The organism is Stutzerimonas stutzeri, from assembly GCF_000935215.1.
In the GTDB taxonomy this organism is placed as follows: Bacteria; Pseudomonadota; Gammaproteobacteria; order Pseudomonadales; family Pseudomonadaceae; genus Stutzerimonas.
This window is the reverse complement of sequence record NZ_JXXD01000204.1, coordinates 1-13,309: the sequence shown is the minus strand read 5'-3', so window position 1 is coordinate 13,309 and position 13,309 is coordinate 1. Positions and strand designations below refer to the sequence as shown.

Below are 13,309 nucleotides of genomic sequence, written 5' to 3'. Positions count from 1 at the left end.
ATCAACACCGTGCCGTACAAGCCGATCGGCAACAAGGCCTGGTCAATGGCGGTCAAGCGCCGCTTCCACCCGCTGATGCGCCAGTTGCTGGTGGACAACTGGCGCGGGCGGCACATCATCACCCTCGGGCGCGAGGCGTTCCTCTGGTTCGGCATCGACCAGCCGCGTGAGAGGCGCCAGCGCCTGCAAGACTTCTGGCAGCGTGAGGACCGCTTCACCGCCAGCGTCGACGTTGAGCTGCAGGACGAGCAGGGGCAGGCCCGAACCTTCACCCTGCACCCGCTGCCGCATCCCTCGCCGTTGAACCAGACCTGGTTCAAGCGCTTTCCGGGCCTGCTCGAGGCGCGCCTGCGCCAGCTCGACGAAAAACCAGTCCGTTAGTGGCCTTTGCTAAGTTCAGTTGGTCAATTTCGGCGCCTATGGCCCGATACTGTGTTGCTGCTCCTTGCCATAGCCTGGCTATGACTCGTCGCAGCGCCTTGCCTCTCATCCGAACTTGCCTCAACCAATCCACCGCACAGGCCGCTAGCTGCTGACCTGATTGCTGATCTGCCCGGCCTGCCATGCAGCGACATTGCCCAGCGTGGTGCCGGCGATCGCAGCCAGCGCCTCGTCGGTGAGAAATGCCTGGTGCGCGGTGACGATGACGTTGGGAAACGACAGCAGCCGCGCCAGCACATCGTCCTGCAGCGGCAGGCCGGAATGGTCCTCGAAGAACAGCCCGGCCTCTTCCTCGTAGACGTCCAGGCCCAGGTAGCCGAGCTGGCCGCTCTTCAGCGCGCCGATCAGTGCCGGCGTGTCGATCAGCGCACCACGGCCGGTATTGATCAGCATGGCGCGCGGCTTCATGGTCGCCAGGCTCTGCTGGTTGATCAGGTGGCGCGTCTGCTCGGTCAGCGGGCAGTGCAGGCTGACGATATCGCTGCTGGCGAGCAGCTCGTCGAGCGCCACATAACGCATGCCGAGGCGCTCCAGCTCCGGGTTGGGGAAGGGGTCGTAGAGCTGCACCTCGCAGCCGAAACCGAGCATGATCCGCGCGAACACAGCGCCGATCTGCCCGCTGCCGACCACGCCGACCCGCTTGCCGACCAGGTCGAAGCCGGTCAGCCCCTGCAGCGAGAAATTGCCCTCGCGGGTACGGTTGTAGGCCCGTGGCAGGCGCCGGTTGAGTGCCAGAATCAGTGCCACGGTGTGTTCGGCCACCGCGTGCGGCGAATAGGCCGGCACCCGCACTACCGGCAGGCCGAGACGCTGGGCACAGGGCAGATCGACATGGTTGTAACCGGCCGAACGCAGTGCGATCAGTCGTGTGCTGCCAGCGGCGAGCTTTTCCAGCACGGGCGCCGACAGCACGTCATTGACGAACGGGCAGACCACCTCGGCGCCGGCGGCCAGCGCCACGGTATCGGGATCGAGGCGCGACTCGAGGAATTGCAGCTCGAAGCCATGTGCCTGATTGGCGGCCTGGAAGCTGTCGCGATCGTAGGGTTTGCTGCTGAACAGGGTGATGCGCATGTGAGCCTCGCGATAAGGGGCGACTGCCGACAGGGTGCGACAGTTGCCCGCCGCGGCCAAGTCGCTTCTGTCGCCCGATATGACCGCGATTTGGCGCGGCGGCGCGCATCAGCCCGCGCGCAGCGCCTGCCCCTTGGGCTGGAAGTACAGCGTGTTGCCGCGTCGCACGCCTACCAGGCTGGCGTGGTCATTGCCGACCTCCGCTTCGATCGGCTCGGCTTGCCCAGCGACCTTCAGCGTGACCCGGGTAAGCGCACCAAGCGGACGGATGTCGCGCACCTCGCCGGCTAGGTGCTCGGCCACCGCTTCGCGGCTCAGGGAAACCTCATGCGGGCGGAACAGCACGCTGCGCTGTTCATCCAGCTGCAGGCGATTGGCGTCGCCGAGGAAGTTGTAGACGAACTCGCTGGCGGGGTTGGCGTAGACCTCCGCCGGCGTGCCGATCTGCTCGATCACGCCCTTGTTCATCACCACGATGCGGTCGGCGACTTCCATCGCTTCTTCCTGGTCGTGGGTGACGAACACGCTGGTCAGGTGCACGTCCTCGTGCAGGCGGGCCAGCCAGCGGCGCAGTTCCTTGCGCACCTTGGCGTCCAGCGCACCGAAGGGTTCGTCGAGCAGCAGCACCTTGGGCTCAACCGCCAGCGCGCGGGCCAGGGCGATGCGCTGGCGCTGGCCGCCGGAGAGTTGCTCGGGGTAGCGATCTGCGAGCCAGTCGAGCTGCACCAGATTCAGCAACTCGTGCACCTTGGCGGCGATCACCGCTTCGCTCGGCCGCTGCTTCTTCGGCTTCATGCGCAGGCCGAAAGCGACGTTGTCGAACACCGTCATGTGACGGAACAGTGCGTAATGCTGGAAGACGAAGCCGACGTTGCGGTCGCGCACATCGCGGCTGGAAACGTCCTCGCCATGGAAGACAATGCTGCCATTGTCCGGCGTTTCCAGCCCGGCGATGATGCGCAGCAGGCTGGTCTTGCCGCAGCCGGACGGGCCGAGCAGGGCGACCAGTTCGCCGCTCTGGATGTGCAGGTTGATGGCGTTCAATGCCTGGAACTGGCCGAAACGCTTGTTGATGTTGCTGATCTCGATCGACATGGTCAGTCCTCGGCGTTGGCGTGCAGGCGGGCGATACGCGACTCGCTCCACTGCTTGAGCAGCAGGATCACCAGCGCCAGAGCCAGCAGCAGGCTGGCCACGCTGAACGCGGCGACGTGGTTGTATTCGTTGTAGAGAATCTCGACGTGCAGCGGCAGGGTGTTGGTCAGCCCGCGGATATGCCCGGAGACCACCGACACCGCGCCGAACTCGCCCATTGCCCGCGCGGTGCAGAGCACCACGCCGTATATCAGGCCCCATTTGATGTTCGGCAGGGTGATGTGCCAGAACGTCTGCCAGCCGCTGGCGCCGAGCAGCCGCGCGGCTTCCTCCTCGGTGCTGCCCTGTTCCTGCATCAGCGGGATCAGCTCGCGGGCGACGAAGGGCACGGTGACGAACAGCGTCGCCAGCACGATGCCCGGCACGGCGAAGATGATCTGGATATCGCGATCACTCAGCCACTCGCCGAAATAGCCCTGGGCGCCGAACAAGAGCACGTAGATCAGCCCGGCGATCACCGGGGAGACCGAGAACGGCAGGTCGATCAGGGTGACCAGCAGGCTCTTGCCGCGGAACTCGTACTTGCTCACGCACCAGGCGGCGGCAACGCCGAACACGAGGTTCAGCGGCACCGAGATGCCCACGGCGAGCAGGGTCAGCTTCAGCGCGGCGAGGGCGTCGGGCTCGAAGATCGCGCTGAAAAAGGTGCCGAAGCCCTGCTTCAATGCCTCGCTGACGACGATCAGCAGGGGCAGCAGCAGAAACAGCGCGAAGACCAGCCAGGCGGCGACGATCAGCAGCCGACGGCCGAGGGCGTTGCCGCGGCGCGTGGCATTGGCGGTGCTGTTAGCCGTAACCGATAGGGAAGCGGAAGTCATGTCGGTGGCCTCTTCAGGAACGCGCGATGCGGCGCTGCAGCAGGTTGATGAGCAGCAGCAGGACGAATGACACCACCAGCATCAGCACGCCGATGGCCGTGGCACCGGCGTAGTCGTACTGATCCAGCTTGACCATGATCAGCAGCGGCAGGATCTCGGTCTTCATCGGCATGTTGCCGGCGATGAAGATCACCGAGCCGTACTCGCCGACGCCGCGAGCAAAGGCCAGCGCGAAGCCGGTGAGCCACGCGGGAAGCAACGCCGGTAGCAGCACGTGACGAACCACCTGTAGCGGACGCGCGCCGAGGCAGGCTGCCGCTTCCTCGACTTCACGCGGGATATCGGCGAGCACCGGCTGGAGGGTGCGCACCACGAAGGGCAGGGTGACGAAGGTCAGTGCCAGGGTGATGCCCAGCGGGCTGTAGGCGATCTTGAAGCCCATTTGCGTGGCGAACTGACCGATCGGTCCGTTCGGCGCGTACAGCGCAGTGAGGGCAATGCCTGCCACCGCGGTCGGCAGGGCGAAGGGCAGGTCGATCATCGCCTCGATGATCTTGCGGCCGGGAAAGCGATAGCGCACCAGCACCCAGGCCAGCAGCGTGCCGATGATGCCGTTGAGTACAGCGGCGACGAAGGCGGTGCCGAAGCTCAGCTTCAGCGCCGCCAGCACGCGCGGCGCGCTGACGATGGCGATGAACTGCGCCCAGGAGAGTTCGGTGGTCTTGAGAAACAGCGCACCCAGAGGAATCAGCACCAACAGGCTGAGGTACACCAGGGTGTAGCCCAGCGTCAGCCCGAAGCCGGGTATGACGGAGGTAGATCGGGACATGGACGTTGCCTTTATTCGAGCGACTGGCGTGACGAGCGCAGCCTGTAGGGTGCAAGTCGCCTTTCACTTCCACCATCGCCCTCCGGGTGGGAGCGATGGTGGATCGGTGAAGCGCGATCCACCCTACGAACTGCCGAGTAAGGTGTCAGCTGAAGCGAAGCGTGTAGGGTGGAAGTCGCTTTTTACTTCCACCGGCGGCCCTCTCCGGGGGCGACGGTGGATCGATGAAGCGCGATCCACCCTACGAAGCCACGGCTTACTGCGTCTGGTAGATCTGGTCGAAAACCCCGTCATCATTGAAGAACTTCGGCTGCGCGGTCTTCCAGCCGCCGAAGTCCCCGTCGATGGTGACCAGCTTCAGCGCCGGGAACTGGTCCCTGAACTCGGCGGCTACGCTTGCGTTACGCGGCCGGTAGAAGTTCTTCGCCGCGATGCGCTGGCCTTCCTCGCTGTACAGATAGTTCAGGTAGGCCTCGGCGACTTCACGGGTGCCCTTGCGCTCGACGTTCTTGTCGACCACGGCGACCGGCGGCTCGGCGAGGATCGACAGCGAAGGCGCGACGATCTCGAAGTTTTCGCCGCGCTGTTCCTTCAGGGCCAGGAAGGCTTCGTTCTCCCAGGCCAGCAGCACGTCGCCGATGCCATTGTTGACGAAGGTAACGGTCGAGCCGCGGGCGCCGGTGTCCAGTACTGGCACGTTCTTGTACAGCGTCCCGACAAACTCTTGCGCCTGCTTTTCCGTGCCGAATTTCTGCTGCGCATAGGCCCAGGCGGCCAGGAAATTCCAGCGCGCACCGCCGGAGGTCTTCGGGTTCGGCGTGATCACCTCGACGCCTGGCTTGACCAGATCATCCCAATCCTTGATGCCCTTCGGGTTGCCCTTGCGCACCAGGAACACGATGGTCGAGGTATAGGGCGTGCTGGCGTCCGGCAAGCGCATCTGCCAATCCTCGGGGATCAGTTTGCCGAGGCGATGCAGCTCGTTGATATCGCCGGCCAGCGCCAGCGTCACCACGTCGGCACGCAGGCCATCGATGACTGCGCGGGCCTGCTTGCCCGAGCCGCCGTGGGACTGTTGAACCTTGATCGGCTCATGGCCCTGGGCCTGCCAGTGCTTGTTGAAGGCTTCGTTGAATTCCACATAAAGCTCGCGTGTCGGGTCGTAGGACACGTTGAGCAGGGTGTCGGCGGCCAGTGCAGGGCCGGCGATCAGCGCGCTCGCCAGGGCGGCGAGGGCGAAGCGACGAATGGACATGGTGCAGCTCCTGAAAAAACTAATTTGGTAGGTGTTGGCGCTTCAGGGGCGGTCGCTGAAATCACGCTGGAAGACAGGCAGGGCGAGGCAGAAGCAGCCTGGCGGGTTGCAACCTGGTCTATCTGTGTCAGGCGGTTTTCAGTGACTCGATTAGCTCCGCATTTGCGGACGACAGCTGCAGTACCGGTGCGTGTTCATGGTCTCGGCTCGTTTCATGGTCACGCCCTCCGGTGGTCCAGTCGGGCTGATGGATGGGGTAGGTGGGGGTCAGGCGTTCTTGCCGGTCGGCTGCAGGCGGAATTTCTCCTTGCGTTCGATCTGCACGACCTGGCCGTTGTGCACGGTGATTTCAACCGAGCCGAACTTGAGGCCGCTCAGGGCACTGTGGATCTCGCGCAGGATGCTGGCTTCGTCCTGCCCCTCGAGGTCGCGAATGGTCGCGGTCATTGCTGTTCTCCGTGAAAGCCTTTCGACGACCGGAACGGCCGTAGCCAGCAAGGCGTGGAGCGGATCATAGGTGTGGGCGAAATATTCTTAAAAATATTGTTTAAGAACATTTATAGATCCTGATGGAATAAGAAGACGATTCGTTGTCAGACGATTTGATAGATTTAAAAAGAATAAATAAAGAATTCGTTATTCTTTTTAAGTAAGTCTATCTGCTGTCTAGACTGGCTGCCATGAATCACAGGAGGCGCCGATATGCGCAGCATCCGTTATCTGATCGTGCCGGGTTGGCACGGCTCGCCCGATGAGCACTGGCAGAGCCATTGGCATCGCACCCTGCCGGGCAGCGCCCGAGTGGAGCAGCAGGACTGGCTCCTACCGCGTCGCGAAGACTGGGTCGCAGAGCTGCAGCGCAGCATCTCCGCTCATGACGATCCGGTCATCCTGGTGGCGCACAGCCTGGGTTGCATCACGGTTGCGCACTGGGCTGCGCAGGCGCCTGCGCAGCTGCTGCAACGGGTGCGCGGCGCCCTGTTGGTGGCGCCCGCGGATGTCGAACGCAGCGGATGCCCGGAACCTTTGCGCAACTTCGCCCCGATCCCCCGCCAAGCCCTGCCATTCGCCAGCCTGCTGATCGGTTCGGACAACGACACTGCCGCGAGTGCCGCACGTGCCATCGAGATGGGCCTCGACTGGGGCAGCGAGACCGCGATCTTGGCTGGTGCCGGACATATCAACGTGGCCTCCGGGCATGATCGCTGGGAACAGGGTTTTGCCAGTCTCTATCGCTTGCAGAGCCGGATCGAGCGACAGGCGCAACGGCGCGCCTGAATCGCTATCAACCAATGCCGCAACCCACGCAAGAAAGGAGAACGAAGATGAGCATCCGCCTCGGCGACATCGCCCCCGATTTCGAACAGGATTCCAGCGAAGGCCGCATTCGTTTCCACGAATGGCTCGGCGATAGCTGGGGTGTGCTGTTCTCGCACCCGGCCGACTTCACCCCCGTGTGCACCACCGAACTGGGCTTCACCGCCAAGCTGAAGGACGAGTTCGCCAAGCGCAACGTCAAGGCCATCGCCCTGTCCGTAGACCCGGTGGATTCGCACATCAAGTGGATCGACGATATCAACGAGACGCAGAACACCCGCGTCAACTTCCCGATCCTGGCTGACGCCGACCGCAAGGTCTCCGTGCTGTACGACCTGATTCACCCCAATGCCAACGACACCCTGACGGTGCGCTCGCTGTTCGTCATCGATCCGAACAAGAAGGTGCGGCTGACCATCACCTACCCGGCGAGCACCGGGCGCAACTTCCACGAGATCCTGCGGGTGATCGATTCGTTGCAGCTCACCGACAACCACAAGGTCGCCACCCCGGCCAACTGGCAGGACGGCGACGAGGTGGTGATCGTGCCCTCGCTCAAGGACGAAGAGGAAATCAAGCAGCGCTTTCCCAAGGGCTATCGCGCGGTTAGGCCGTACCTGCGCCTGACGCCGCAACCTAACCGCTGAGGGAGGCGCCGCCGGCATCGTCACCTCGGTGATCACCACCCGCTCGATGCGCGAGCTGGAGCTGCAGGTCGGCAGCGAGGTGATCGCCTTCGTCAAATCCACCGAAGTGTCGATCGTCAAGCTGTAGAGGATGGGTGGGCGGCTTCAGCCCTTACTCTCAAGAGGATCGGCACTGCGCGGGTAGGTCCGCTCCTCCTGGATGGTGCCGTCCTTCTTGTGAATCTTCACCGAGGCTGTCTTGCCTTCGAGGAAGGTAGCAGTCACCTGCAGCATCTCATCCTTGGTCGCAGCGGCCTTCGAAGCGCGGGTCGCCCCCTGCTTGCGCAGTTCCCAACCGTTATCGGTGGCGTTGATGTGGTAGTTGTCCATGCGTGCCTCCTCTGACGTGATGCGGGTTTAGAGGGGCGTCGGCCGGGGCGGTTCACCGAGTCGCGCACTGGCGGCGTGCAGGCTGATAGCCTGTGCGGCCAGCCCTCGAGGAGCATCTCATGCACACGCACGCCCGATTGCGCGCCATCATCACGGCCGACCCGCTGCGCATGCGGGTGCTCGATCTTGTGAAGGCGCTTGCCCTGCCGGATTGCTGGGTGGCTGCAGGTTTCGTGCGCAGTGCGGTGTGGGATCACCTGCATGGACGTGACAGCAGCCCGCTGCCTGCGGATATCGATGTCATCTGGTTCGACCCCGACCGGCCCGACAAGGCGCTGGATACCGGGCTCGAGGCGGCACTGCGGCGCTCGGACGGCTCGCTCAACTGGTCGGTGAAAAACCAGGCCCGCATGCACCTGCACAACGCGGATCAGCCCTACCGGTCGGCAGTGGACGCGATGACTCACTGGCCGGAAACGGCCACTGCAGTCGGGGTGAGGCTGGGAGCGCTGGAAGAGATCGAGGTGGCAGCCCCGCTGGGGCTGGACGATTTGTTCGATCTGATCGTCCGACCCACGGCGGCCTTTCGTGCCGGCAAGCGACAGGTCTATCTGGAGCGCCTGGCCGCGAAGGGCTGGTCTGAAACCTGGCCAGGCCTGCGCATTCGGCAGGACTGGCCGGCAGCGCCGTTCTGCGGGCTAAATGAACGCCTGCCGCGCTACGCCGCGAGGCAGGCGATTGCGCCCCGGCAGTTGCTCCAGGCGCTTCTGCCATTCGGCGCGTGCGGACAGGACGGAAGCCGGCTTCGCTGTCGTTGCGGGCGCAGTCGGGGCGGCCTTTACCGGCGCTGCGGGCGCACTCGCTGTAGTTTTCGCTGCCGCTGCGGGGGCCGTCGTTGCCGTCTTCGCCACGACTGCGGGTGCACCCGCCGTGGTCTTCGCCGCCTTCGCGGCAGCCCTCAGTTCGGCTAGGCTCGGTGTCTTGCGTACAGGCTCGCTCACAGCCTTTTCCACGCTGCGCAGGCACAGCTTGCAGGAAACCTGAGCAGCATCGCCGGAACTGTTGAGGCTTGAGCCGGTGCGCCCGCATACGACATTCCCATTGGGCGCGGAATAGTGAATCACCACCGTACTGTCTCCTGAATTTCGGGGCGCGGGATTCTACACGCTCGGTCCAACCAGGCAATGCCGGTGGTAGAAACTCAGGGGGCAGCCGTCCGTGCGCCGACGCCAGCCGGTTGCAGCGCGTCGATGCCCGGTGAGGTCATGCCGACGAGGTTGGGCATGTCCGTACGGATGATTTCGGCGAACAGGCGCAGCTTGGCGGGATAGCTGCGCGCGTGCGGGTAGATGAGGTAGACGGGCAGGGGAGCTGCTCGCCACTGCGGCACGAGCTGAATCAGCCGGCCTTCTTCGATGTCCTGCGCAACCACCCAGGCGGAGCTGACGCACGCGCCAAGCCCTGCCAGTGCCGCACTGCGCAGGGCGTAGAGGCTGTCCGTGCTCATGCGTGGCTGGATCGCGAAGCGATGCGAGCGCCCGTCCGCCTGGCAGGTCAGTACGACCTCGTCGGTGTAGTAGGTCCGCAGGGCCAACCAGGGCAGACGCTGGAGTTGCTCGGTGGTGCTCGGCAGCGGGCCGTCGCCAGCCAGCGACGGATGGGTCACCACAATGCGCGGGACTTCGCCGAGGCGGATGGCAACGACGGACGGGTCCTCGACGACGCCCACCTGGATGGCGCAATCGATTCCCTCGGCCGTGAAGTTGGGCGAGCGATCATGCAATACCCATTCGACGCTGACGTTCGGGTAGCGCGACAGGTACTTGCCGAGCGGAGCGACCAATTGGTCCTGGCCGAAGGCGTGCGGGACCTGCACCCGAAGCGTGCCGCGCGGGTCGTCACGCGCGCTGAGCAGCTCGGCTTCCATCTCGCTCCAGCTTTCGAGGACCTGTCGGGCGAAAGCGTAGCAACGCTCACCATCACCGGTGAGCTGCATGCGGTGGGTCGAGCGATTGAGCAGTTGCAGGCCGAGCGACCGCTCCAGCGCCTTCAGCCGGCGACTGACCGTGGGTTGGGTGGTGCCCAGTTGCGCCGCCGCCGCCGAGAGACTGCCGGCATCGACGATTCTGATGAACGTGCGTAGCAGATCGATGCGATCGATGCCCGCTGTCGAGTAATCATTCATACGTTTCACGCATAACGGATCTGTGTCTGAAGCTACTACAGCCGTCGTTTATGCGCATGGAGAATGTCGCGACTCTGTTCGAACTGGGATTGCGCTCATGACTTCCACTTCCTCATCCCTGACGCTCAACAACAGCCCGGATCTGCTCTCGCCTGGGCTTGTCCTGCTCCTGGCATCGGGTGCCGGCTTCAGCGTGGCGACGCTCTATTACAGTCAGCCGATCCTGGGTGTGCTCGGTTCTGATATCCAGGCCAGCGAAGGTGCTGTCGGCATGGTTCCGATGCTGACGCAGCTTGGCTATGCGCTCGGCATTCTGCTCCTGGCGCCGCTGGGTGATCGCTATGACCGGCGCGGGATCATTCTGGCAAAGGCCTCGATGCTCATGCTGGCTCTGCTACTCGGCAGCATCGCCCCGGGCGTCGGTACCTTGCTCGTCGCGAGCCTGGTGATCGGGCTTGCCGCGACGCTGGCACAGGACATCGTTCCAGCGGCCGCGACCCTGGCACCCGAATCGCAACGCGGCAGGGTCGTGGGCACGGTCATGACCGGCCTGCTGCTGGGCATTCTGCTCTCGCGGGTCATGAGCGGCCTGATCGCCGAGCAACTCGGCTGGCGTGCCGTTTATGCGCTCGCGGCTGGCTCGATTGGCTTGATCGGGCTCGCCGCCTGGCGCGGGTTGCCACGGTTCTCCCCGACTACGTCGCTGGGCTACGGCGCCTTGCTCGGCTCCATGCTCAAACTCTGGTCGCTACATTCGTCCCTGCGCCGCGCGGCCGTTTCCCAGGGCCTGTTGTCCGTTGCCTTCAGTGCATTCTGGTCGACGCTCGCCGTTATGCTGCATGTCGATTTCGGACTCGGTAGCGCCGCGGCCGGCGCGTTTGGCCTTGCAGGAGCCGCTGGTGCGCTTGCCGCGCCTTTGGCCGGGCGACTGGCCGACCGCCGCGGACCAGAGCGCGTGACACTCCTCGGTGCGGCCCTGACCACCGTATCCTTCGCGGCCCTCGGGTTGGTCGGTGTGGTGCCGCCGGAGATCCAGTTGGGCGTGATCGTGGTGGCCGCCATTGGCTTCGATTTCGGCATCCAGGCGACCTTGGTCGCTCATCAGACCATCGTCTACGGCATCGACCCGCCGGCGCGCAGTCGCTTGAATGCTGTGCTGTTCACCGGTGTTTTCGTAGGGATGGCGACCGGCGCGGGACTGGGCAGCCTGGCGCTTGGACAATGGGGCTGGAATGGCGTGGTCGTGCTGGCGGCCCTGGCATCCATAGGCGCACTGGCGGCGCGTCTTGTACGACGGGTTGCACCTTGACCGCCACCGAGCTCGGCCGATGCCACGAGATGCGCGCCGCTACGTGCATCTGCGGCATCTCCTCACAAGCTGCTCGGCTGAATTGGTCGCCGGAGTATTGCGAGCTCAGCCTAAAACGAAAAAGGCCCGCATTTCTGCGAGCCTTCAAATCGTGGTGCCGGCACCAGGAGTCGAACAGTAGGGCTTTAGCCGGCGACGATACGGCGATAAAGGCTGTTTATGTCGTTCACGTATACCCAAACGTATACCCATTGGTTGATGCACTCATCTGTACTCAAAGGACCCAGCGCTCGATGAGAAAACAGGAGGTGTGTGATGTCATTGTGCCGCGCATTAGCATTTGTATATAAGGGTGCGGAACTACCAGTCGAAGTGGCCTAAGGCCTACGTACTGACAAATATGCCAAGGAGGCGATCCGATGAAATGTTTCTCCATCATATGTGCACTCGCAGCGGCCATGCTGCTTTCAGGATGTGTCTCCGACCCTTGGATGAAAGACGTTTCGGTGAGGTTGCCGGCGACTTCGTTTGATAACCAAGACGAGCAAATTCGCATTGGCTACCTAGCACGGTATCTGGCGGACGCGGATGCGCGGGCCCGCTTAGAGAGCCGTGTCTTAGAAACGGAGTATGTGCGGCAATGGGATGCAGTTGATCATTCAACATTCACATCCATGTCGGCAGATTTGGCTGTGGGGCAGTTTGGCTCGGCAGCAGGTGATGCGTTGGGCGCCTCTGTTCTAGTGCTCGGAATGCTGAGCGGAGACGGAAGCCTGAAGTATATCAGCCAGGCATTTATGCCTGATGAATTCGATGGCAAGCCGTTACGTACCTCTGAAGAGGTAAGGGGCGCGCTGATGACAATGATGGATCGCCGCCTGCAGTCGGTTGCTGGAGCGCTGAGCGCTAAGCTCGCTTGCTCCTACGGGTGTGAATCATCAAACCGGATTTACCGCATGGTCCTCGGTGGGCAGGTGTTGGCGAGCCGTTATCCGTACCTGCCAGAGCAATTTCTTGTCGCGGTGAATATCGGTGAAGTTGAAGCTGTTACGTCGACCGACCCTATCAGCGCATTGGTCGGCTTCCCTGTGAAGTGGAAGACCCAGCAGGGAAACAGCGCTTCTGTTCGGATGTTCGACAAACCGGCCTTGCTGACCAGGGGGGCTCTCGAAATCGCTAGGGACAGTAATGGGTTTGTTAGTCCAGTAGGTTGGCGATCCATGGACCATACGACGATTGGCACGCAAATTATAGCGACGCTTTACGCCTCTCCTCATTTGATATGGGGCGCGCAGCGTGGGCTTCCGAACCGGATCTTCTACAACGGCCACGCGTACGGCTTCATATCTAATGGGCGCCCTGAGTTCGTTAACAAGCGCCTCTCAGTGCCACTCCTCCCAGTCACCGGGCCCGCACTTGATACGAAGCGATAGTCTCACGACTTGCTAGTTCATCTTGATAGGCCACCATCCGCTTGAATGGCTTGTCGGGAGAGAATACATGCGGGATTTTTCATTGCGGCTCAATGAGATTTTGGAGATGGCCGAGCGGACGCCAGGCTTCTTCGAGGTGGAGATAAGCTTTTGCATCAGGCTGCACGAGGGAAACGAGAGTTATTTTCTGCGCCTGGTCTCTGACGCTGATAGCTTGGAAGTGCCACATCAAGCTTGCTTGGCTTCGCCGTCTACCAATAGCTGGTTCTAGGAGCTGGCATGATTAAGCAGCTATTAAGAGCATGGCTACGGCCTAAAAGTATCGGTGAAGGATATATAACAATCATTTACCCTCAGCGAGGTCGAGGCGTGGTCATCCGTGACACGCTTACCAAGGGGTCAACGTACAGCGGGTCCGGCATCGCCTACGCTGAAGAGCTTGAAGAGCTTGAAGAGCTTGAAGAGCTTGAAGAGCTT

At 62.8% G+C, this 13,309-nt stretch carries 15 protein-coding genes and 2 pseudogenes; 8 read left to right on the top strand and 9 right to left on the bottom strand.

Annotated features, from left to right (window positions below):
- Positions 1-381, top strand: a 381-nt coding sequence (locus tag LO50_RS18900; RefSeq protein WP_044315979.1) for a uracil-DNA glycosylase family protein, incomplete at its 5' end; no start/stop codon positions are given.
- Between the two features lie 144 nt (positions 382-525).
- Here the strand turns inward: LO50_RS18900 and LO50_RS18895 are convergent.
- The 6 genes from LO50_RS18895 to oscA form a co-directional block, all read right to left on the bottom strand.
- Complete coding sequence (locus LO50_RS18895) at positions 526-1,515, bottom strand: 2-hydroxyacid dehydrogenase (RefSeq protein ID WP_044315978.1); 990 nt, start codon at positions 1,513-1,515, stop codon at positions 526-528.
- A gap of 108 nt (positions 1,516-1,623) precedes the next feature.
- Positions 1,624-2,610 carry a sulfate/molybdate ABC transporter ATP-binding protein gene (locus tag LO50_RS18890; protein WP_044315977.1) on the bottom strand — a complete coding sequence of 329 codons (987 nt, stop codon included), beginning with the start codon at positions 2,608-2,610 and terminating at the stop codon, positions 1,624-1,626.
- 2 nt (positions 2,611-2,612) lie between these two features.
- Positions 2,613-3,488: a sulfate ABC transporter permease subunit CysW gene (gene cysW / locus LO50_RS18885; RefSeq protein WP_044315976.1), complete on the bottom strand. Its 876-nt coding sequence runs from the start codon at positions 3,486-3,488 to the stop codon at positions 2,613-2,615.
- Between the two features lie 13 nt (positions 3,489-3,501).
- The gene (gene cysT, locus LO50_RS18880; protein ID WP_044315975.1) at positions 3,502-4,317 is read right to left on the bottom strand and encodes a sulfate ABC transporter permease subunit CysT; all 816 of its coding nucleotides are present in this window, start codon (positions 4,315-4,317) and stop codon (positions 3,502-3,504) included.
- Between the two features lie 256 nt (positions 4,318-4,573).
- Entirely contained in the window at positions 4,574-5,572 is a 999-nt protein-coding gene (locus tag LO50_RS18875; RefSeq protein ID WP_044315974.1) for a sulfate ABC transporter substrate-binding protein, read from the bottom strand.
- A gap of 267 nt (positions 5,573-5,839) precedes the next feature.
- Positions 5,840-6,019 carry a sulfur starvation response protein OscA gene (gene oscA, locus LO50_RS18870; protein WP_044315973.1) on the bottom strand — a complete coding sequence of 60 codons (180 nt, stop codon included), beginning with the start codon at positions 6,017-6,019 and terminating at the stop codon, positions 5,840-5,842.
- Positions 6,020-6,274: 255 nt separating this feature from the next.
- Here oscA and LO50_RS18865 point away from each other — a divergent pair, with 255 nt between their 5' ends.
- The 3 genes and pseudogenes from LO50_RS18865 to LO50_RS18855 form a co-directional block, all read left to right on the top strand.
- Positions 6,275-6,850: an RBBP9/YdeN family alpha/beta hydrolase gene (locus LO50_RS18865; protein ID WP_044315972.1), complete on the top strand. Its 576-nt coding sequence runs from the start codon at positions 6,275-6,277 to the stop codon at positions 6,848-6,850.
- Between the two features lie 47 nt (positions 6,851-6,897).
- On the top strand, positions 6,898-7,536 hold the full coding sequence (locus LO50_RS18860; RefSeq protein ID WP_044315971.1) for a peroxiredoxin: 639 nt from the start codon (positions 6,898-6,900) through the stop codon (positions 7,534-7,536).
- Between the two features lie 7 nt (positions 7,537-7,543).
- A pseudogene (locus LO50_RS18855) lies at positions 7,544-7,663 on the top strand (TOBE domain-containing protein); the annotation flags it as partial.
- A 17-nt stretch (positions 7,664-7,680) separates the two neighbouring features.
- Here the strand turns inward: LO50_RS18855 and LO50_RS18850 are convergent.
- Positions 7,681-7,905 carry a DUF2188 domain-containing protein gene (locus tag LO50_RS18850; RefSeq protein ID WP_044315970.1) on the bottom strand — a complete coding sequence of 75 codons (225 nt, stop codon included), beginning with the start codon at positions 7,903-7,905 and terminating at the stop codon, positions 7,681-7,683.
- Positions 7,906-8,024: 119 nt separating this feature from the next.
- On the opposite strand from LO50_RS18850, the pseudogene LO50_RS18845 reads away from it, so the two are divergent.
- Positions 8,025-8,576: pseudogene (locus LO50_RS18845) on the top strand (nucleotidyltransferase family protein); the annotation flags it as partial.
- A 27-nt stretch (positions 8,577-8,603) separates the two neighbouring features.
- Here the strand turns inward: LO50_RS18845 and LO50_RS25455 are convergent.
- Complete coding sequence (locus LO50_RS25455) at positions 8,604-9,032, bottom strand: hypothetical protein (protein ID WP_080902130.1); 429 nt, start codon at positions 9,030-9,032, stop codon at positions 8,604-8,606.
- Between the two features lie 74 nt (positions 9,033-9,106).
- Entirely contained in the window at positions 9,107-10,090 is a 984-nt protein-coding gene (locus LO50_RS18840) for a LysR family transcriptional regulator (RefSeq protein ID WP_044315969.1), read from the bottom strand.
- A gap of 97 nt (positions 10,091-10,187) precedes the next feature.
- Between LO50_RS18840 and LO50_RS18835 the strand changes: the two genes are divergently transcribed.
- From LO50_RS18835 to LO50_RS24775, 3 genes are all read left to right on the top strand, one after another.
- A complete protein-coding gene (locus LO50_RS18835; RefSeq protein ID WP_044315968.1) occupies positions 10,188-11,399 on the top strand; it encodes an MFS transporter in 1,212 nt (403 codons plus the stop codon).
- A gap of 419 nt (positions 11,400-11,818) precedes the next feature.
- Positions 11,819-12,832: a hypothetical protein gene (locus LO50_RS18830; RefSeq protein WP_044315967.1), complete on the top strand. Its 1,014-nt coding sequence runs from the start codon at positions 11,819-11,821 to the stop codon at positions 12,830-12,832.
- Positions 12,833-13,111: 279 nt separating this feature from the next.
- On the top strand, positions 13,112-13,309 hold a 198-nt coding region (locus LO50_RS24775), incomplete at its 3' end, for a hypothetical protein (protein WP_152623993.1).

Excerpts from the sequence above, each read along its gene's own strand:
- LO50_RS18895 (WP_044315978.1), bottom strand. The coding sequence starts at position 1,515 with ATGCGCATCACCCTGTTCAGCAGCAAACCCTACGATCGCGACAGCTTC.
- LO50_RS18890 (WP_044315977.1), bottom strand. The coding sequence starts at position 2,610 with ATGTCGATCGAGATCAGCAACATCAACAAGCGTTTCGGCCAGTTCCAG.
- cysW (WP_044315976.1), bottom strand. The coding sequence starts at position 3,488 with ATGACTTCCGCTTCCCTATCGGTTACGGCTAACAGCACCGCCAATGCC.
- cysT (WP_044315975.1), bottom strand. The coding sequence starts at position 4,317 with ATGTCCCGATCTACCTCCGTCATACCCGGCTTCGGGCTGACGCTGGGC.
- LO50_RS18875 (WP_044315974.1), bottom strand. The coding sequence starts at position 5,572 with ATGTCCATTCGTCGCTTCGCCCTCGCCGCCCTGGCGAGCGCGCTGATC.
- oscA (WP_044315973.1), bottom strand. The coding sequence starts at position 6,019 with ATGACCGCGACCATTCGCGACCTCGAGGGGCAGGACGAAGCCAGCATC.
- LO50_RS18865 (WP_044315972.1), top strand. The coding sequence starts at position 6,275 with ATGCGCAGCATCCGTTATCTGATCGTGCCGGGTTGGCACGGCTCGCCC.
- LO50_RS18860 (WP_044315971.1), top strand. The coding sequence starts at position 6,898 with ATGAGCATCCGCCTCGGCGACATCGCCCCCGATTTCGAACAGGATTCC.
- LO50_RS18850 (WP_044315970.1), bottom strand. The coding sequence starts at position 7,905 with ATGGACAACTACCACATCAACGCCACCGATAACGGTTGGGAACTGCGC.
- LO50_RS18840 (WP_044315969.1), bottom strand. The coding sequence starts at position 10,090 with ATGAATGATTACTCGACAGCGGGCATCGATCGCATCGATCTGCTACGC.
- LO50_RS18835 (WP_044315968.1), top strand. The coding sequence starts at position 10,188 with ATGACTTCCACTTCCTCATCCCTGACGCTCAACAACAGCCCGGATCTG.
- LO50_RS18830 (WP_044315967.1), top strand. The coding sequence starts at position 11,819 with ATGAAATGTTTCTCCATCATATGTGCACTCGCAGCGGCCATGCTGCTT.